The organism is Leptospira paudalimensis, assembly GCF_026151345.1.
Lineage (GTDB): Bacteria > Spirochaetota > Leptospiria > Leptospirales > Leptospiraceae > Leptospira_A > Leptospira_A paudalimensis.
Window position 1 is genome coordinate 1,609,151 of the sequence record NZ_JAMQPR010000001.1, and the last position, 20,332, is coordinate 1,629,482.

Annotated in this window: 15 protein-coding genes; 10 read left to right on the plus strand and 5 right to left on the minus strand. The window is 37.9% G+C overall.

Annotated elements, in window-relative coordinates:
* The first annotated feature begins 5 nt into the window (after positions 1 to 5).
* Positions 6 to 1,004: an acyl-CoA dehydrogenase gene (locus ND855_RS07505; RefSeq protein WP_265357829.1), complete on the plus strand. Its 999-nt coding sequence runs from the start codon at positions 6 to 8 to the stop codon at positions 1,002 to 1,004.
* A 48-nt stretch (positions 1,005 to 1,052) separates the two neighbouring features.
* Here the strand turns inward: ND855_RS07505 and ND855_RS07510 are convergent, their stop codons facing one another.
* From ND855_RS07510 to ND855_RS07520, 3 genes are read right to left on the minus strand one after another with little or no spacing between them, the layout of a single operon-like run.
* Positions 1,053 to 2,039 carry a cation diffusion facilitator family transporter gene (locus ND855_RS07510; protein WP_265357830.1) on the minus strand — a complete coding sequence of 329 codons (987 nt, stop codon included), beginning with the start codon at positions 2,037 to 2,039 and terminating at the stop codon, positions 1,053 to 1,055.
* Complete coding sequence (locus tag ND855_RS07515; protein WP_265357831.1) at positions 2,032 to 3,096, minus strand: OmpA family protein; 1,065 nt, start codon at positions 3,094 to 3,096, stop codon at positions 2,032 to 2,034. Before ND855_RS07515 ends, ND855_RS07510 begins: the two co-directional genes overlap by 8 nt.
* Complete coding sequence (locus ND855_RS07520; protein ID WP_265356082.1) at positions 3,083 to 3,754, minus strand: hypothetical protein; 672 nt, start codon at positions 3,752 to 3,754, stop codon at positions 3,083 to 3,085. Before ND855_RS07520 ends, ND855_RS07515 begins: the two co-directional genes overlap by 14 nt.
* 86 nt (positions 3,755 to 3,840) lie before the next feature.
* Here ND855_RS07520 and mgtE point away from each other — a divergent pair, with 86 nt between their 5' ends.
* Both mgtE and ND855_RS07530 read left to right on the plus strand, forming a co-directional pair.
* Positions 3,841 to 5,244, plus strand: coding sequence for a magnesium transporter (gene mgtE / locus ND855_RS07525; protein ID WP_265357832.1), 1,404 nt, complete (start codon positions 3,841 to 3,843; stop codon positions 5,242 to 5,244).
* 63 nt (positions 5,245 to 5,307) lie between these two features.
* Positions 5,308 to 5,943, plus strand: coding sequence for a hypothetical protein (locus ND855_RS07530; protein WP_265357833.1), 636 nt, complete (start codon positions 5,308 to 5,310; stop codon positions 5,941 to 5,943).
* A 41-nt stretch (positions 5,944 to 5,984) separates the two neighbouring features.
* Here the strand turns inward: ND855_RS07530 and ND855_RS07535 are convergent, their stop codons facing one another.
* A complete protein-coding gene (locus tag ND855_RS07535; RefSeq protein WP_265357834.1) occupies positions 5,985 to 6,956 on the minus strand; it encodes an NDR1/HIN1-like protein in 972 nt (323 codons plus the stop codon).
* Between the two features lie 32 nt (positions 6,957 to 6,988).
* Positions 6,989 to 7,759 (minus strand): exodeoxyribonuclease III, encoded by a 771-nt coding sequence (locus tag ND855_RS07540; protein ID WP_265357835.1) that lies wholly within the window; start codon positions 7,757 to 7,759, stop codon positions 6,989 to 6,991.
* A 50-nt stretch (positions 7,760 to 7,809) separates the two neighbouring features.
* On the opposite strand from ND855_RS07540, the gene ND855_RS07545 reads away from it, so the two are divergent.
* The 7 genes from ND855_RS07545 (at position 7,810) to ND855_RS07575 (ending at position 20,328) form a co-directional block, all read left to right on the plus strand.
* Positions 7,810 to 10,635, plus strand: a complete 2,826-nt coding sequence (locus tag ND855_RS07545) for an adenylate/guanylate cyclase domain-containing protein (RefSeq protein WP_265357836.1) — start codon at positions 7,810 to 7,812, stop codon at positions 10,633 to 10,635.
* A gap of 4 nt (positions 10,636 to 10,639) precedes the next feature.
* Positions 10,640 to 12,763 (plus strand): FecR domain-containing protein, encoded by a 2,124-nt coding sequence (locus tag ND855_RS07550; RefSeq protein WP_322113560.1) that lies wholly within the window; start codon positions 10,640 to 10,642, stop codon positions 12,761 to 12,763.
* Positions 12,753 to 13,934, plus strand: coding sequence for an LIC11435 family protein (locus ND855_RS07555; RefSeq protein WP_135638689.1), 1,182 nt, complete (start codon positions 12,753 to 12,755; stop codon positions 13,932 to 13,934). The genes ND855_RS07550 and ND855_RS07555 overlap by 11 nt, the downstream gene beginning before the upstream one ends.
* A gap of 43 nt (positions 13,935 to 13,977) precedes the next feature.
* On the plus strand, positions 13,978 to 15,270 hold the full coding sequence (gene hisD, locus ND855_RS07560; protein WP_265357838.1) for a histidinol dehydrogenase: 1,293 nt from the start codon (positions 13,978 to 13,980) through the stop codon (positions 15,268 to 15,270).
* Positions 15,267 to 16,121 (plus strand): pantoate--beta-alanine ligase, encoded by an 855-nt coding sequence (gene panC / locus ND855_RS07565; RefSeq protein ID WP_265357839.1) that lies wholly within the window; start codon positions 15,267 to 15,269, stop codon positions 16,119 to 16,121. The genes hisD and panC overlap by 4 nt, the downstream gene beginning before the upstream one ends.
* Before the next feature lie 6 nt (positions 16,122 to 16,127).
* Positions 16,128 to 19,550 (plus strand): transcription-repair coupling factor, encoded by a 3,423-nt coding sequence (mfd, locus tag ND855_RS07570; protein WP_265357840.1) that lies wholly within the window; start codon positions 16,128 to 16,130, stop codon positions 19,548 to 19,550.
* A 100-nt stretch (positions 19,551 to 19,650) separates the two neighbouring features.
* Positions 19,651 to 20,328: a lipoprotein LipL31 gene (locus tag ND855_RS07575; protein WP_100728073.1), complete on the plus strand. Its 678-nt coding sequence runs from the start codon at positions 19,651 to 19,653 to the stop codon at positions 20,326 to 20,328.
* Positions 20,329 to 20,332: the final 4 nt, after the last annotated feature.

Sequence of the window (20,332 nt, forward strand, 5' to 3'; positions counted from 1 at the left end):
AATCTATGGATGAATCTCCTTACCATTTATTTGCCAATTATGGTGAAAAAGATTCAATTTTTCCAAAAACAGTAGTTGAAAAAAATGGGTTTTACCGCAGTTGGAAGCCATATCTTTTTGCTTCTGGTTTTTATGACTTTATCTTAGGAAAAGAATCGTACTATGAATTCCAAAATAAGATTTCGACACTTGCAGAAGAACCCAATGGAGTTTCACTCGCTCTCTCTTGTATGGTTGAGGTGAATGTGGCAGGGGGGATTCTCCTTCATTCCCCGTATGCAAATCCTGGTTCCCATTTTTTATGGGATGCGTTTCAGGGGGTAACTCCTACACTCATTCTGTCTGTTGGAGTAAGTGAACCTGGGTTTGAAGGGAAAATAAAAAAATTACAATCGTCTGTTACTTCAGAAAAACTAACAGGAATTAAGTCATTTGTCACAAATGGGGGTGAAGCAAATTATATATTTTGGGTTACAAAAAAAGAAAATGTAAATCCTGTTTACATTGTTCCCATTCCCGAAGAAACAAATCATCCCTGTGTGGTCACTAAAGAAAGTTTCCATACTGACTTTACCCCACTGGTCAGTCATTTGAAAATCCAAGTGAAAGATTTACCGACTTCACCTGGGAGTATACTGATTGATGATTATGGTGAGTTGGGTTTGGAATTAAGGCTCAAGGAATTATGTTCGCTTGTGTCTCTTTTGATTGGAAAAACCAAGGTATTATCTACATACGATTCCGATTTGAATCTGGAACGTAACAAACTCATCCAGTGGAGAGAATCCTTTCTCCATGGTTTCGAAGGAAATCCCCAAAAAGAGAAGTTACTGGAAGGATTTCCCTATCCAATTTTACCTCTTTTGCTCACTGTGACAAGGTATTACCAATTGGAGAAACCGGAAGACTTAAAAACCATTGATCCCGATTGGCAACTATTTGTCTGGGAAGATTCTTTGACCAAATACCTTACACAATTAAAAAAACGAAACCAAACTTCCTAACTCCTAAAAAAACCAAAGTTAGGTGATGGTTGATGAGTATCCCAAGAATCAGTGTTTGTGGGTGTGACCTTTTCTTTGATTCCCTGTATGGTCAAAAGAATGACCATGTTCATGCCCGTGATGGCCAAATTCTCTCTCTGACTCTCGGATCGATAGAGTTTCTAACTTTGAAAGGGTACTAGCGGAAACAATTTCTACGGAAACAAAGGGAACTCCAAATTCTTCCTTTAATACTTTGTGAATTTCGAAAGTGATTTTATCACGATTGGCATTGTCTTTTACAGCAACCTGGATTTCGACTGAAAACACACCAGAAGTGAGTTTTCGAATCGTAGTTTTAGGCACGGATTCAATTCCTTGTAAAACATGGATATGTTCTAATAGATGATCTTTGTCAAAATCACTTGTGTCAGCTTCGATTAAAATTTGGATCGATTCTTTTACGATACCGTATGAAGTTTTTAAAATAAAGAGTCCAAGTAAGATGCTAAGAATGCTATCGATCTGTTTTACACCCGTAAACCGAATGAGGAGTGCACCAAAAATCACAGCTAATGTGCCAAGTAAATCACTTAACACGTGCAAGTAGGCAGATTTTAAATTGAGGCTTGTTTTACTCACACCTACTAGTAAACCAGCTGATATCATATTAATACCAAATCCGATGAGAGAATACAATAACATCGTATCTGCTTCGACTTCAGCATTCCCATAATAACGTAAGTAACTTTCATATAAGATGAAAATCGCAATGGCGATCAGAAGTAGTCCGTTTAAAAAAGCGGCGATGACTTCAAAACGATGGAAACCAAACGGATATTTTTTGTTGGGTTTTTTTGCTGCGATGATAAGGGCAAAAAGAGAGATGATATGGGCAAATACATCGGTAAAAATATGGCCTGCATCTGCAAATAGAGCTAAACTCCCACTTTCCTTAGAACCAACCCATTCTATAAAAAAAATCATCACCGACAAAATGCCGGAGAGACTTAAAAAGAAAATGAGCTTACGCCTTCTCGGCCTTTGGTTAGTCATTGTTTCCACCCAAGGAACTAGTTGCTCTTGGTATCACAACAATATCTACCCGACGGTTGAGTGCTTTGTTTTCCTTTGTGCTATTGGGAACAATGGGTTGGTGTTCTCCATAACCTGCACTCGAAAAGTTTTTTGGATTAAGGTTTTTGTTCTGTAAAATGAATTCTAAAACAGATAATGCTCGTTCGCTGGAGAGGTGCCAGTTATTTCTAAATTTGGTTTTGATGGGCACATTGTCAGTATGGCCTTCCACAACAATGTAGTTTTCAGGATAGGCAGCCAAAATCTCTCGTATTTTTTCAATGGCAGGGAGAATCGCGGGTTTTAATTCGGATGATCCACTATCAAAAGAAATTTTATCATCTATGTTGATGATGAGTTTATTATGAAATCGTTTGAGTCGGATTTGCCCAGATGTGATTTCTTTTGCGAGTTTTTCTTCAAATTCTTTGGTTTGTTCCGAAAGCCTTTCCAATTCTCGTTTTTGTTCTTTGGTTAGTTTCCGTAAATTGGCAAGTTCTTCTTCTAAATTGCGAATCCTTTCTTTCAGTTCATCCATTTTGGATTCGTAGGTTTCGCGGAGTTTTTGTTCCTTTTGAAGGCACTCTCTTTCTTTTTCTTCTAACTTACGTTTGAGTGAGTCGATTTCAGCTCTATCTTTTTCTTCTCGTTTTCTATTTTCTTCTGCCAGTGTACGTTCTTTGTCGGTTCCTTTTTTCTCTAAACTACGAAGGCGCATATCGTAATCGCGGAGTTTATCAGAATATTCATCTTGTTCTTTGGCACGATTCCGTTTTTCCAATTCTAAATCTTCTGTGAGGTTTCGAATTTGGGATTGGAGGTCTTTTTTTTCTTCTTCTAATCGATTGAGTTCATTTTGGTGTTGTTTGCGAATGTCCGCAAGTTCCAATTCTAAGGCATATTTTTCTTTGTAGATTTGGTTGTATTCATAGGGAAAGTAGACCCAATCCGCCTGAACTTTCCCTGGTGTAACGAAACAGAGGGTAAGAAGAATGACGTTGAAGATGGGGAAGAGGTGATGTTTATTTAGAATCATCGAAACTATCCTCTAAATTTACCTTCGGAAGGCTTGGTGCTTCTGTTTTGATTCGTTCCCAATCGGATAACCTTCGTCTCGCATCGGATTTTTTCTCCGCATACTGAGTTTCATAGATTTCTTTTTTTACATATTCAGGATCTGCAGGAGTTTTTCCTTGTGATTCTTGGAATTTAACAGCGATTTCTGATCGTACTAACTCGAGTTCTGCGATCATTTCACCGAGTGCTGCTTCTTTCATTTCCAAATATGCTTTATCTTCTTTTTCTTTTTGTACCCAAGTTTTGTATCTGGTTTCTTCTTTTGCCCTTTCTAATTCAAACATCTGGCTTTCTTCAAGGTAACGTTTGGAAGAGGCAGAGTCTTCTTTTAAAGTAAAGTAGGATTCCTTGGCACGTTTGAGATCTCTTTCCGCAGCATGTTTGTTTACCTTGGCTTGGGAAATTTTAATTGCCTGGGATGTGAGTGCATTTGCCTTTCTTTGGTTTGTGACTTCATTGTTTAATTTGATGATTTTTTCAGTGAGGATTTTGGTAGCATTCTTTTGCTCTGCATTCATCACTTCTTCCCTTACATATGCATCTGGGACTTTGTTTAGTTTTGGTTCAAATAAGACACATTGTGAAAAAACTAGGATGAAAAAAAGATTCGTTTTCAAAAAAGGAACTCGTGCCGACATAGGATATAGCCTATGCTTCACGTGACATAACCGTCAATTGGAAAATTCAGGAAATCCGCTGATTTATGGAAGAAGAAAGAAAGAAAGAGTCCGAATTCCGAATCAAAATCGACAGAGAAAGTGATTCCTATGAAGAGTTTGTCGAACAAATCAAAACTTCCATTGAAGCTAAGGACCATTCCCATCTTAAGTCACTTCTGGATGGAGCTCACCCCGCTGACGTTGTTACCTTATTCAAGGACTTAGAACGAGACGAAGAGTTATACCTTTTCCGATTATTGTCTGTTGAAGACCAAGCTTATTCCCTGATCAAAATGGAAGAGGAGACACTCGAGTCCTTTTTAGAAGAACTCTCAGTGGATGAAATCTCAAAAACTCTTAGCCATATTGAAACAGATGAAACAACGTATTTATTATCATACCTTCCCAGCGCCAAACGAGAACTTGTATTAGCCAATTTGAGTAAAACCGATAGTTTCGAAATCAGGTCCCAACTTGGGTTTCGGGAATACTCTGCGGGTCGACTCATGTCAAAAGACTTTGCGACCGTGACCATTACAGACAATGTTCGAAAAGGAATCATCAATGTCCGAAAAAAGGCAAAGGAAATCGAAGACATCTACCAAATTTATGTTACCAATGAAGATGGGGTTTTGGAAGGTTTTATCCCGTTAAAAGATTTATTCCTAACACCCATCAATACAAAAATTGCAAAGATCACAAACTTTTCCATCATCGCTTTCCATTATGATGTGGACCAAGAGGAAGTTGCCAATACATTCAAAAAATATGACTTAGTGAGTGCCGCTGTAACTGATGATTTAGGAAGGATCATTGGTCGTATTACTGTAGACGATGTGTTAGAAATTGTGGAGGAGGAAGCATCAGAAGATATCCTCCTCATGGCCGGGGTTTCGGAAGATGAAAGGTTGTCTACTCCCATCTTACAATCGGTCAAACGCAGGATCATTTGGCTCAATGTAAATTTACTCACTGCTTTTGTGAGCTCGAGTGTGGTTGCTTTTTTTGAAGATACCATTTCAAAAATTGTAGTCCTTGCGACACTCATGCCAATTGTTGCGGGTCTTGGTGGAAATGCAGGAACTCAATCTGTAACAGTTGTGATTCGTAATATTGCAACAGGTGATTTGTCGTTTTCCAATTGGTGGGATGCTGTTCGGAAAGAATTCACTATTGGTGTTTTGAATGGGTTGGCGCTGGGTACTGTTACGTTTAGTATGATTTACCTTGTCAAAGGCAACTTGACATTGGGGCTTGTCGTGGGTACGGCGATGCTTGTGAATATGATGGTTGCTTCCCTTGTTGGTTCCCTCGTTCCCATTCTACTCAAAGGAATGAAAATTGATCCCGCCATTGCCTCTTCTATATTTGTAACAGCAACTACGGATGTTTGTGGGTTTTTCTTTTTCTTAGGACTTGCCACGGTGTTTGCAAAATATTTGGTTTAGGGATTCTCCTTTTTCCCTTAAATTTCTTGCCAGGGGAAGAAACCAACAAATACTGATGTGCAAATGAAATTTTCGTTTCACTCCGCACTCTTTTTCCTTCTTTTCACTCTTGTTTCCTGCCAAACCACAAATGATTCCTCCCAGTCAAAACAGGAAGAACCAAAGACGGAAACAACGATCATAAAAGAAATCCTTCCACCACCAGGTGGCGAAGGAGAAGTGATCCTGAATGAAAGAGGAGAAGAGGTACAAAACCATACTGGTGAAATTCCCTTTTTCCAGAAAAAAAGTGAATTACCATTGGAAGCCTTTCGTGTTTACATCGCTTCCGATTCGTATATGGTAAGACAGATCCGTTTTACCGACAAAATTCGCAGAAAGGCTGATTTAGGTGGGGACGAACTCTCAAAAGAAGAGATGAAAAAATACGATCTATTGAGCTTTGTCGATGATGGAATCATTTCCATTGGGCTCAATACCGTTACAGGCAAACTGGAATCGATTGCCTTTGATAGAAGGGTGCCTCGCATCAATGACATAGCAAAAATCATTCAAAATGATGCCTCACGATTTAATTATGAACATGCCTCAAAAGATGGAACACCCATCATCACTCGATTTTTAGTCACTTACCAAATCCGTTTGCACCCTGGAAAAACCAGGGATGAAATCAAACAGATGTTACAGAAGAAAAAATAGTTTTTTAAAAGAATCTAAATTCGATTACAACAAGGAAAACTTTACCATTGGAACTTTCCTTTTTTCTCATACGAAAAGGGAATGTTCTCTCGGATGTTGGGAACAAGGAGTCCAGAGTCTCCTTTCAATTGGTACAAAGCTTCTTTCGATTGAATGGTTTTGTACAAGGAAGAACCAATGGATGCAATTGGGAACTGATTCGAAACTTTTACAGTCGATTCTTTTCCTGAGTTGATGATTTCTTTTGGGGATCCTGTTAGGAAATTTTCGCCCGCCAATTGTAAATTGTATTTTAGATCAGTGAGATTCAGATTCGCTGCTGCTTGGTTTGAAAAAACAAAATCAAATTCCGTTTTTAAATTTAAATTAAGTCCAGCTAATCCTGCTTTGGCGGCAGATGTGGCAGGAGTTTTTGATCCACCGAGTAATCCTTTTAAAAAATTTGTTGTGGTTCCCACCATAGATTCCGTATTCGTTGCACTCAAAATTTCTGATTCTGTTGGCATTAAAATTTTGAAATTTCTAATTTCCACATCAGGTAAAACTGCAGGGATTTCTTTTTTTTGGACAAATGGAAAACTTACCGAATCCTTTCCTAAAAGTTGCCATTGTTTGGGAATGGTAACCTTCATATTTCCTTCCGCACTGACTTCTAACATTGGTTTTGTGGGAAATTTTTTATACAATTGGACTAAGTCAGTATATTTTAATTTTACTTCTAAAGGCAGGGCTTTTGTTTTTTTTGCTTCAATGACTCCCAAATCTGTTTTGACTTGAGACAATTTCATTCCTTCAATTTTGATATCCATATCCAAAAATGAACTGGGAAGGGAAACTGGGTATGGATTGGTTACCGATGTTTCCACCCCAAGGGTGATGTCTGTAAACGTAATTTGTTTGATATGCAGGGATTCAAAAGAAAATTCAGGTGTTGGGATTTTGTCTTGGAGGACACCGAGTACAGAACATTGAAAGTGTAAAAAAAGGGGAATGAAGAAAAGGATACGTTTCATGAATGAAGAATTGATCCGAAAAAAACATTCTGTCAAGAGAATTGGACCTCGAGTACCACAGGGGCATGGTCTGACATCACTGGTTCTTTTGCAATTTTAGAGGTTAATAATTGAACAGACTTTGATTTTGTGACAAAAAAATAATCTATCCTCCAACCCTTATTGTTTTTCCTAGCCTGGAACCTGTAGGTCCACCAAGAGTATTCATCCCTTATGTCTGGGTGGAGAGTTCGAAAGCAGTCAAAAAAACCCAAGTTTAAAAAATCGGTCAACCATTTCCGTTCTTCTGGTAAAAAGCCCGAATTTTTTTCATTCCCTTTTGGGTTGTGGATGTCCATTTCCGTATGGGCAATATTGACATCACCACAAACGAGGAGTGGTTTTTTCTTTTTTAAGAATGGTTTTGCGAGAGCCATAAATGCATCTAAAAACTGGTATTTGATTTTTTGGCGTTCTTCACCACTTGTACCCGAAGGAAAATACAAATTCCAAAGGTAAAACTCATCAAATTCCAAAAAAACAGAGCGACCTTCTGAGCGAAAAATCCCATCTCCATACCCAATGGACGCTGTTTTTGGTTTTCGTTTGGTCAAAACGGCAGTTCCACTGTATCCAGGTTTTTCTGCGAGACAGAAATAAATTTCATAACCCAGTTCCCGAAACTCTTCCCTAACAATTTCTTTTTCAGGAGCCTTCGTTTCTTGGAAACAAATCATGTCAGGATTTTCGTGACGTATAAATTCGAGTAAACCTTTGCTGAGACTGGAACGAATTCCGTTGCAATTTAACGTGATGATTTTCATCTAGAAATGAGATCGATTGAAAGCCTATTTAAGTCGATACTAAAAACAGTATGTTAGAAATTTCTGCCGAAATTCCGTTCCTCAGAACGTCCAAACTCACATTTCTTGTCTGGGATGAGACTCCTGGAAGTTTAGAATCATGGAATGGGGACGACGGGATTACTATATTCTTCCAAACGCGAAGGACAAGGGAATTGGAGTTCCGTTTTGGGCCTCCTCCATGGGGGATTCAATTTCCAAACAATCGATTTGAATACCCTTATGTTTCCATTCATCATATTTCATCTAATAAGTATTTGGCGAAATCTCTAGCAACTGCAAGTGAAGGTAAAAATCTTTTTGTCATCTATCCTAAGACTTTGGAAGTTGAGGTAAGGTCTGTATTTGCAAGGCTTGAGTATCTATATGATGATCGAATTTCGCCTGATCGAATCTCTCATAAATTTGGACTGACAGGAAAAACAAGTTCCATACCAGAAATCTCAAATGGCAAAACAAAGGAGATCGAAACAAAGGTTCTTTCTTTCCCACCTTTGGAACTAGTTGGCAGTTCAGGGAAAACAAAAATTCGTCAATTTGAATTAACCAGTATTAGTGTAGGTGAAAATGGTACTTCCAATGGCCACCATCCTACGGAATCACTTTTACCAAGTACAGAAACTGGATTAGAAAAAGAATCGGTAGTATCGGAAGTGGAAACCGATCCGAATCACCCTTATGATTTGATTGAATCCTCATTTGCCTCTGACGGAGAGGAATTCCCATCAAATACAGTGAATCCAAAAGATGGAGAGCATTTATTAAGTGAAGTGCCATCGAAAGGAATCAAACCAAATCCAGAATCGTTAGACAAAAATTCGGATACGATCGAATCTGATCTGCCTATTGAATCAAATGTAAATACAAAGTTCTCTCTACAATTGAAGATGATGGGTGTAATCAGCCTATTGTTTGTATTATCAGTAGCCAGTATCATTATTTTTGCTTCCTTTTATTTTAAACGTTCCATCGAACTCCAGTTACGTGATAACAATATTCGAATTGCGGAAATCATTGGATCTAAAGTAAAATCAGATATTTTAGGTGTTGTGGAAAAAGGCCGCCAAATTGCCATCACTCTCACCACACAAGGACTTCCTGAAGAAGATCGAAAATTACTCCTTAAAACCTTTTTCCAAAATGATAAGGAATTTATCTATTTAGGCATTTTTGAAAAGAGAGACAATATCCTCGTCATGAAACGAGAGGTGTTTAATGAAGAAGAACTCAAAAAAAGTGCAGTTACCGAAGATGATTTTCATGCAGTTGTCAACAGAAACCGCGATGCCTTAGCGGAAGCCTTTAATGGCCAAGCCGTTCTCCTCAATTCAAGTCCCGGGTTTGTGGAACCATCCTTTGCCATTGCCATTCCCACTGCAGAAAATGGCGAATTGGACAATGCGCTTGTCATCATTGTCAAACTAGACAAAATCATTGGTGCATTTTCCAAAAAAGGAATTGAAACAACATTTTTAGTGAATGGTTCTGGGACGGTCCTTGCACATCCTAAAGAAGACTTAGTGCTTGCCGCAACCGATTTAACAACAATGCCGATCGTCAAAACGATGCTCACGAGTGCACCAAGTACAGGCCAGATGAGTTATAAGGATGAGGAGTTGGGTGGTTCTTATTTAGGTTCCTTCCAAAAAATTGGATTTGCTGATGCAGGTGTTATCACGATTGTTTCAGAGGAAAAAGCATTTGCTGATGTTTACAAAAGCCAAAAGACAAACCTTTATATAGCAGGGATTGGATTGTGTTCTGCTCTTATTTTTGTGTTTTTCTTCTCCAAAACGATTACAAAGCCCGTATTGCAATTGTTAACAGCTACTCTTGAAATTGCAAAAGGTAATTTCAAAATTGGAATCAAACCTACAACCCAAGACGAAGTGGGTTTATTAACAAAATACTTTATCGATATGGGTCAAGGTTTAGAAGAAAGAGAAAAGGTTAAAAATATTTTGGGTAGTATGATTGATCCAGTTGTGGTCCAAGAAGCCATGGTTGACCTTGCTGCTTTAAAACGGGGATCAGAAACTCATATCACAGCCTTTTTCTCAGACGTTGCTAGTTTTTCTACAATTTCCGAACAGTTAAAAAGTGCTGACCTTGCTGCACTTTTGAATGAATACCTATCTGCGATGACTCTCCTTTTGAAAAAACACGAGGGTGTTTTGGACAAATACATTGGAGATGCTATCGTTGGAATTTTTAACGCACCAGTACCTGTCGCAGACCATGAGCTGAAAGCGGCAAGAGCAAGTGTGGATATGGTTTTGAAATTACAAGAGTTAAGAGAATATTGGACAGCAAACAACCTTTATTCCAAAGAAGCTCAAGTGATGGATGCAAGGATTGGTCTCAATTCTGGCCCTGCAAAGGTTGGGTTTATGGGAACTGATGCACTCGCGTCTTACACAATGATGGGTGATACTGTCAATTTAGCAGCACGACTGGAAGCAGCTGGAAAAGATTATGGAGTGAACATTCTCATCACAGATCCGATACGTGAAAAAATCCAGGAAGAGATGATCACGAGGTATGTAGACTTGGTTCGAGTGAAAGGTAAAAACGAACCAGTGAGGATCCATGAATTAGTAGGGTATAAATCCCTTGTGACTCCCAATGTAGTGGAAGCAGTTCAATTGTATGAAGCCGGTTTTCAGGAATACTTAAATCAAAATTGGTCAAAAGCAATTCAGTTGTTCAAAGATTCGGAAAGAAGTAAAGGCTCAAAAGATAAATCGAGTCATATGTTAATTGAACGTTGTGAAGAATATAGCCTCAGTTCTCCAGGCAAAGACTGGGATGGCGTATTTACGAGGACACATAAATAATACCATGCGTTTGTTAAATGATACAAGATTTGTAGTAACAGCATTATTATTGTTAATATTGTTATTTTCTGTCTTATTGTATCGTAATTTGAATTTTAGAGCCAATGATTCCACTGAACCAACGATTGGTGTCATTACGTTTAAGAATAAGACTGTTTTACGCAAGTACAATGATGCTGTTGTATGGGATTTAATTGAATCAAAAACAGAAGTTAAAAATAGAGATACGATTCGGACAGAAGGTTTGTCGGATGCGATTTTAACTTTAAATGATGGAACAAAGATCAACATTTCAGAAAATTCTATGATCTTACTCGATCTTTCCGACAAAAACATCAATATCAATTTTGCTTATGGTTCCTTTGAGGCAGCGAGAGTATCAGGGTCATCTGGTGATGTAAAAATGAATATCACAGCAGGTGACAAAACTGTAGAAGTCACAAATGGTGATGTAAAACTCGATAAAACAAAATCTGAGTTAAACATCAAAGTTGACCAAGGGGAAGCGAAATTAACCTCCAATGGAAAAGAGGAAACAATTGCCAAAGACCAAGTTGCCAATGTTTCCGAATCGGGGGTAAAAGTAGCCAAACAAATGTTTCGTCTTGTTAGCCCGGAAGACCGGAAGAACATTCTTTCTGAATCTGGTGTGGAACGGATAAACTTTTCACTTTCAGGATGGAATTCGGATTCTGTAAAACGTGCTTCTCCTATGATTGAAGTTTCTTTATTCCCTGACTTTTCCAAATCAATTGTAAGAGAAAAATTAACATCGGCTAATGTTTCGAAAAAATTGGAGCCAGGTTCTTATTACTGGAGAGTTTCTTACAATGATCCAAGTACACAAACTAGATCCGTAACAGAAGTTTACCAATTTAGGATTTTAAATGATCCGTCATTGAAATTATTATCACCTAAAAATGAAGAAGTGATTCAATACTCAAATGAAACTCCAGTGGTTCGCTTTGTTTGGAATGTTTTGGATTTGTATTCCTCCTATTCTGTTCAAATTGCTCGTGATAAGGCTTTTACGGATATTGTCACGTTAAAACAAACACAAAACCAATCTTTGGCGTTTGATAATTTAAAAGAAGGGACTTATTTTGCGAAAATAAAAGCGAAGTCGAGTTTACCTGGAATCGAAGAAAAAACTTCAGCTGTGATTACGTTTCAAATTCAGAAAAAAACAAATAGTTCGCCACCTGAATTATTAGAACCAAGTAAGGGTAAGGTGATCGCAGAAGAACAAACCAAATCACAATTATTCTTTTCATGGAAGGATGATAAGGATTTTGATTCTTACCAATGGGAGTTGAGTAGTGATGCAAATTTTTCTTCCATTCTCCAAACAGAAAAAATTAAAAATAATTTTTTTAAATCTACATCTGGTTTAAAACTTGGTAACTATTTTTGGAGAGTCAAAGGGATCACAAACGAAGGCACTCGGATAGATTCTAAATCTTTTTCTTTCACGGTCATCGCAAAAGAAGAGTTAGAATTAATATCACCAAACCAATCTGCAGAAGTTGAAGTTGATGATCGTAATCTTGTGATTCTCAAATGGAAAAAACTCACTGGAAAGTCGAATTATGAAATCCAAGTTTCCCGACAGGCCGACTTTCAAAGTTTGGTAGTGAAAGAATCGGTAGTTGGGAATTATTATGAATTTAAATCAAAGGATTTTGGAAAATTCTATTGGCGAGTGAAACTTGCAGAAGATGAATCCACAGTCAGCCCAATAAGAAATTTCCAAATGGTATCCAATATTGAACCTCCTAATTTATTGTCACCAGGGAGAAATGAAACAATCGATCTTTTCACAAAAAATTACATCAGTTTCTCTTGGAAACCAGTGGAAAAAGCTTCAGCATATCGATTGAAACTCATCGATGTTTCAGGGATTCGTGAAAAAATAATTCTGAATGAACGAATTACTTCGAATAAATTTCAAATGAATGAAATCCAAAAATTAAATGTGGGTCGATTTCGATGGGAAGTTTCCACCTTTTATAAGGCGAATGATGGTTCAGAAAGAGAATCCGCTTCTAACAAACAGGATTTTTTCATCTCTGTTCCCGAACTAAAAGTTCCAAAAATCCTCACTCCTGGTACTATCTATGTGGAATAAAAAAGGGATTATACTTTTCATTTTCATATTGATTGGTTTTCCTATTTGGGGAGAACCAGACGGAGAAGAGGACACACAACACCAGTTACGTTGGATGGAAGTGGAAGGTGCAACTGGTTATGTTTTGGAAATCAAAAATTCCAGCGGGTATTTGGTTTTATCTGAAAAAGTAAAGGGAACAAGTTACGATTTGGTCAATTATACTTCTGGTGTTTATGAACACCGAGTAGCGGTGATCAACAAACTTGGAAAAGTTGGTAGTTATTCTGATTGGGTGAAATTTGAAGTAGTTGTTTCCCGTGTTCCCACTCTTTCCAAAGACTCAGTGTATTCCGTATCAAAAGAAGAAAAGGAAAAAGTTTTTTTACTCGAGGGTAAGGATTTTATCCATCCCATGAGAGTGTACATGGTCACTGGAGGGAAACGAATCCCAGCTAAAAAAGTAGTGATTGAATCTGATTCGATTGCAAAGGCAACATTTGTCGTTGATCCTGATACGGACACAGGGATTTATGATTTGGTCTTAGAAAATCCTCGGAATAAAACACTAACTGTCAAACAACGTGTGGTATTGTCTGATTCAAAGGAAAGAGCAAATAATTTTGCAAAACGGCAAGAGAAAATCATTCGCAAAGAAATACCTGAGGATTATTACGAAACGCCATATTGGTCTACTTTGTGGCGATCTTCTGTTTTACCAGGATGGGGACAAAAGTACATTGATGGGAAGGATTGGAAATTGTTTGTGTATCCAGCCATTGCTGTTTCTGCAGTTGCAGTGTATGCAAATTCGTACAATCGTTTTTTAGCGGCAAGGTCTGATTACCAATCGGCCGTATTACTGGGTGCTGTACTCGCTGACAGAGCTGACTCACAAGTTTTATGGTTACTCAATCGAAATAATGCGGAGGCAAGTTTTAATCGCGCAAAATCAGAGTTAGGTGTAATCCAGGCAGGGGCTGGAATCCTTGGGGCGTTTTTGATTTATAATTTGGTGGATTCGTATTTTTCTGCCAAACGGAATGTAGCGGCGTATGAACCGGGATTTCCGCTTGGGAATGAAAACCAAAGAGTGTATGCCTCTATGGTCCCTGAGTCTGGTTTTTCCCAAACCAAATTGGTAAGCGATGTCGGATCCCGTTACCAAATCGAAATCTCCTCTCGTTTTTGACAAAAAGCTTGTTTAGGAAGGCACTTCCTTCCAAGCTGAAATTATGCCGATTCCCATTCTTTCCTGTGATCGAAATTCTAAAGAGGTATACTCTCGTTTTCTCTCAGGAGCTAGGGAAGACTTAAGTTCTGCAACAAGTCGGATATTACCCATTCTGGAAGATGTAAGAACCAAGGGTGATTCTGCTCTTTTTTCTTATACAGAAAAGTTTGATGGAATCAAACTTTCGAAACTGACCATTGATCCAAATGAAATCAAAACGAATATTGATTCCAAAACAAAAGAAGCATTTTTAAGAGCAAAGACCAATATTGAAACCTTCCACATGGCCCAGAAACGAGAGGCTTGGTCCAAGGTGATCGATGGCAATCGTTTGGGTGTCAAATACACCCCCATTCCTTCCCTTGCAGTGTATGCTCCAGGTGGGAAGGCTTTGTATCCATCGAGTGTCCTTATGGGAATCATCCCTGCAAAGATTGCTGGTGTTAAATCCATCCAACTGATCACTCCACCACAAAAAGAAGGAATCCCTGAGATTTTAGTTTGGCTTTCTCAGATTTTGGAGATCGACCGGATTGTGACAGTTGGTGGTGCCCAAGGCATCGCAGCGGCTGCGTATGGAACTGAGTCAGTTCCCAAATCAGAGTTCATTGTGGGACCTGGGAATTCTTACGTTGCTGCCGCCAAATCGTACTTAAGTGGGCAAGGACTCATTGGTATTGATAGCCCTGCAGGTCCAAGTGAAGTTTGTATCATTGCCGATGGATCTTCCAATCCAAAGTGGATCGCCTGTGATATGTTATCCCAAGCGGAACATGGTGAAGATAGTTCTGCGATTTTACTCACCACAGAGGTTTCCCTTGCAGAAAAAGTAAGAGACGAATTGGAAATCGCATTTCGTGAACGTCCCAAACGATTGGAAATGAAACAAAAAGCAATTTATGAAAATTCCAGCATTCTTGTATTCCCTACAATGGAGGATTGTATCTGGTTTTCCAATGAATTGGCACCAGAACATTTAGAAATCCAAACAAGGGACAATGATTCTATATTTTCCAAAATAGAACATGCAGGCAGTGTTTTTTTAGGTCCTTATTCTCCTGTTGCGATGGGGGATTATATTTCAGGGACCAATCATATTTTACCAACTGCGAGAGGCAGTAGGATTTACTCTTCTCTAGGTGTGGATACGTTTTTAAAACGGGTTACCTACCAAGAAGTAACGAAGGAATCACTCGAAACATTATACCCATACGTGAAACTCATGTCGGAGCTAGAAGGCCTAGATGAAGAACATGGAACAAGTGTAAAAGTGAGAACCAAAGGCCAAACATGAAAGTTGTCTCCGAGATTTCAGAATTAAAAAAAATCATTCACGAATGGAAACAACAAAAGGAAACTCTTGGTTTTTGTCCTACCATGGGAACACTTCATGCGGGCCATATGGATTTGGTACACCACTCCAAAACACAATGTACAAAAACCATTGTCTCCATTTTCATCAATCCAACCCAATTCAATGATCCAAAGGATTTTGAAGCATATCCAATCAATACAGAAACTGATTTAAAACTTTGCGAAGAGAATGGGGTAGATTTAGTATTTTTGCCAAGTGTTGGTGTCATGTACCCAAAAACGGAAACACCCATCCAAATGAGTATTCCGTCCCTACAAACAACGCTTTGCGGAAGGACAAGGCCTGGGCATTTTGAAGGTGTTCTTCAAATTGTATCGAAACTCTTCCATTTAACAGAGCCAGACTATGGTTTTTTTGGTTTAAAAGATTACCAACAGTTCAGAGTGATTTCTTCTCTTGTTGAGGAACTCAATTTTCCCATTAAAATTGTCGGAGTCCCTACAAAACGAGAATCTGATGGACTTGCCATGAGTTCTAGGAACCTACGTTTATCGAAAAAAGATAGAGAAACGGCAACCCTTGTTCCAAGGATGTTCCAACTTGCGAAAAAAACTTTGTTAGGTGGCGAAAAGAACTTAGCAGTATGGAAGGAAATCCTTTCTGATTTTCTGTTAACGGGAACAAACGTCAAAATTGATTATTTAGAAGTTGTGGATCCCATTACACTACAACCAATCACCGGACTCAAAGGGAATGTATTACTGGCAACTGCTGTTTTTGTAGGTGAGGTGCGTTTAATCGATAACGAAGTACTCGTTTGTCCTGAATGATCCAAAATGACAAAAGAAATTCAAATTAGACCATACGCACCTAAGGAAGTTTTTGCCGAAGCAAAAAACACTCTTGTGAGTCTCAGTGGAATACCTGAGTCTGCCCATTCTTTTGTCACGAGCGAACTTTTCCAAAACAAATATGCAAAAAATACGTTTGTTGTCATTCTACCAACAAACCAAGATGCGGAAAGTTTCTCGCGAGAACTTTTAAGTTTTGTTCCAAAAGATATTATCTATTTTTTTCCAGGCCCTGAAAATATTCCCTACGAATATACCAAATGGCAAGCCGAATGGAAACGAGATCGGATACTAACGATTAATCGGATATTAACAGGTGACCGTTGTTTGGTGATAACTTCGGTTTCTGCATTTCTTCGTAAACTTCCTAACAAAGAAAGCCTAAAAGGAAAATCCATTACCTTAAAACTTGGGGTTGATTTTCCATTGGAATCTTTATTGTCAGAGCTTGTACAACTTGGATACCACCGGGAAGAAGTTTGCGAACAATTTGGTCATTTTAGTTTAAAAGGTGGAATTCTGGATATTTACACACCTTATTTGCCAAATCCTGTTCGTATCGATTTTTTTGGGGATACTGTAGACGAAATTAGAACATTTGATCCAAATACGCAAAAATCAATTTCTAAAATTAGTGAAATCGTAATTACTGCTGCTAACGAAACGATTGTTACAAAAAACGAATTAGAAAAATACCATACACTATTAAAAGAATATACTGATAAACGAATTCCTATTGATTCCGAATTAGAAATCATTGAGGAACATTTACCATTGGTTAGGAAACAAGAAGGTTTTTTAGATTTTTTTAAAGAATCACCCATCCTAATTTTTCCAAAGTTTCAGGAAACAAAGGAAAGATCGTATGGAATGGAGAGAGAATACAATACCTTATTTGAGAAAAAAAAAGAAGAGTCGGTTTGTTTACCTCCCAATGAATTATTATCGTTTGGCTCGGAATGGAACGCCTTAACCTCTGACAACACAAATGGAATTCAATTCACACTTTTGCCAAATCTAACACATAATTTTGGTTATGCACCAATCACTGAGGTAAAGGGTTTTAGAGGGAAAATCAGAGAGGCAAAGGAACATTTTTTAGAATTACTTTCCGAAAATCCAAATCAGAGTATCTATATCACTTCTTCATTTCTTGCGCAAATGTTGCGATTGAAGGGTTTATTTTCTGAAACAGAAGTAAACACGATTGGAGAAAATTCGGAAGAACCAACTCCTTTTCCCTTTTCCGATTCTAAACCTGGAATCCATTTGATTTTATCTGAATTAAAACGTGGATTTCATTTGGTGGAAAATGGTATCCACGTTTTTACAGATAATGATTTGTTTGGACGTCAATACAAACGAAAAACTCGTTATAAAAAACAATCCTCTCAAATGATCGAATCCTTCATTGATTTAAAAGAAGGAGATTACATCGTTCATGTGAATCATGGAGTGGGCCGTTTCATTAAAATGGAACGAACAAAAGCCGATGGAAAGGAAAGAGATTTTCTTAAGTTGGAATATGCTGGTGGTGATAGTTTATTTGTTCCATTGGATCAAATTTCCCTTGTACAAAAATACATTGGAGGGACAGATTCTCCTAAACTCGATACGTTAGGTAAAAATTCTTGGAAAAAAGCTAAGGAACGGGTCCAAGAGTCCGTAGATAAACTTGCCGAAGAACTCGTGTTACTTTATTCGAATCGAATGAAGTTAAATGGTTTTGCATTTCCTCCTGATACAATTTGGCAGGAAGAGTTTGAAGCCGCTTTTGAATTTGAAGAGACTCCAGATCAAATTTCAGCCATTGAAGCCGTCAAACAAGATTTAGAGTCCTCTCGACCAATGGATCGTTTGGTATGTGGTGATGTTGGGTATGGAAAAACTGAAGTTGCAATTCGTGCAGCATTTAAAGTCATTATGGCTGGTAAACAGGTGATGTTACTCACGCCAACAACCATTCTTTCACTCCAACATTTTAATACATTCAAACAGAGATATGAAAATTATCCGATTAAGATAGCATTTGTTTCTAGATTTAGATCTGCCGCCGAGATCCGGGAAGATTTGAAGAATTTTACAGAAGGTAAAATTGATATGTTAATTGGAACACATGCAATTTTGTCTTCAAAGGTAAAACCGAAAAATTTGGGACTACTCATCATCGATGAAGAACAAAAATTTGGTGTCACTCATAAGGAATCGATTAAAAAATTTAAAAACCTTGTTGATGTCTTAACATTAACAGCAACTCCCATCCCACGAACTTTACATATGGCACTCACTGGAATTCGAGAGTTATCTATCATTTCCACCGCACCTAAAAATAGACAAAGTGTCGAAACCTATGTTTTAGAAGAAGACGATACCCTAATCCAAGAAGCAATTCGAAAGGAAATTGAAAGGGGTGGGCAAGTATTCTATTTATACAACCGAGTTGAGTCAATTGAAGAAGAAGCCTCTTACGTAAGGTCCTTAGTCCCTGAAGTTTCCGTTGGAATTTTGCATGGACAATTGACTGAAGATGAAATTGAAGAAACTCTAGTAGATTTTTACGAAAGGAAATATGATATTTTGGTGACTACTACGATCATTGAATCGGGTATCGATATGCCAAATGTGAACACCTTAATTGTGAAACGGGCAGATATGTTTGGTTTATCACAATTGTACCAAATCCGAGGACGAGTGGGAAGGTCGGATCGAAAAGCATATGCTTATATGTTTTATCCTTCCAAAAAACTAATGACGGAACTTGCCGAAAAAAGACTCAATACTATCTTCGAATACCAAGAGTTAGGTTCAGGGTTCAAAGTAGCGATGCGCGATTTGGAAATCCGCGGAGCTGGGAATTTATTGGGTAAAGAACAGTCTGGCGACATTATGGAAGTTGGTTTTGATCTCTATGTAAAAATGTTAGAAGAGTCCATTTCCCGTATCAAAGGAGAAGAAGTTCGAGTAGAAGTTCGAACGGCAGTCAATTTAAAAACCAATTTTTATCTTCCCGATGAATACATCCCTGATACAAAACAAAAAATTGAATTTTATAAACGTTTTGAAGGGTCTGCCAATCTGGATGAAATTGAGGAATTGGCTCTTGAGATGGAAGACAGATTTGGTGAACTCCCTCAGATTGCAAAAACCTTTGTCGAATTGGAAAAAATTAGAACTCTTTCCTCCAATTTAGGTTTCGAATTTGTGACAGAAAAATCGGATGAGGTTCTGTTCAAATGTGGTACATACTTTAGGGGGAATCCGGACAGAGTGATCCAAGCCATGGGCCAATTTAAAGGGCTTACAATCGCTCCTTCAGAACCATCTGTTCTTCGTTATACGAACATTGAAAAAGATGATTTGAAAAAAATCAAAAAACTTTTGGGCATTTTGGAATTCTTGGCCGCTTAAATTTTAAGCATAGGAATCAAGTTTCCGTTGGCAAAAAAAGATAGACATTGAGGGAATTGGAGAAACCATCATCTCAAATCTATTTTGGCAATTAAATAATATGAAAAAAATCCTTCCTTTGTTTGTGTTTTTGGCATCTTTCGCCCTAGTACAGTGTTCTGACTCTTCTCCAGTCATCGAAACCTTAGACAACCATAAGATTACAGTAAAAGACTTTGAAGCAGCTTACGACACTGCCCTTGATTCCATCAGCCGTTTACAAAATATTGAAAAGAAAACACTCTTAGAATTCATTGAAAAAGACATCAACGAAGTTCCACCAAATTTCCAAGATCTCAATTACCAACTCCAAAAGAAAAATTTCTACCAAACTTACAGACAGATGATCATGACTCGTTTGGTAGCAGAAAAGAATGGTTTTATTTCAAGACCAGATGTAGCAGAAGTGATCAAACAAGTTGAAATGCAAACAATTGCACAAATGTATGTTTCTGAACAAGTTGAGAAAAAAATCCAAATCACGGAAGAACAAGCATTAGCGGAATGTGAAAGAATGAGAAAGTTGGATCGTAATTTTAACTTAACGATCGACAAATGTAAAACTTTTGCAAAAGCACAATTGAAACAAATGCAAACGAGAGAATACCTTCCTTTAGTAGTAGAAAGAATTAAAGAAGAAGTTAGTATCAAACGAAATGAAAAATTTGATTTGGATGCATACCTTGCTCCAAAGAAGAAAGTAGAAGAACCAACTCCAACACAAACTCCAAATAACTAAGTTT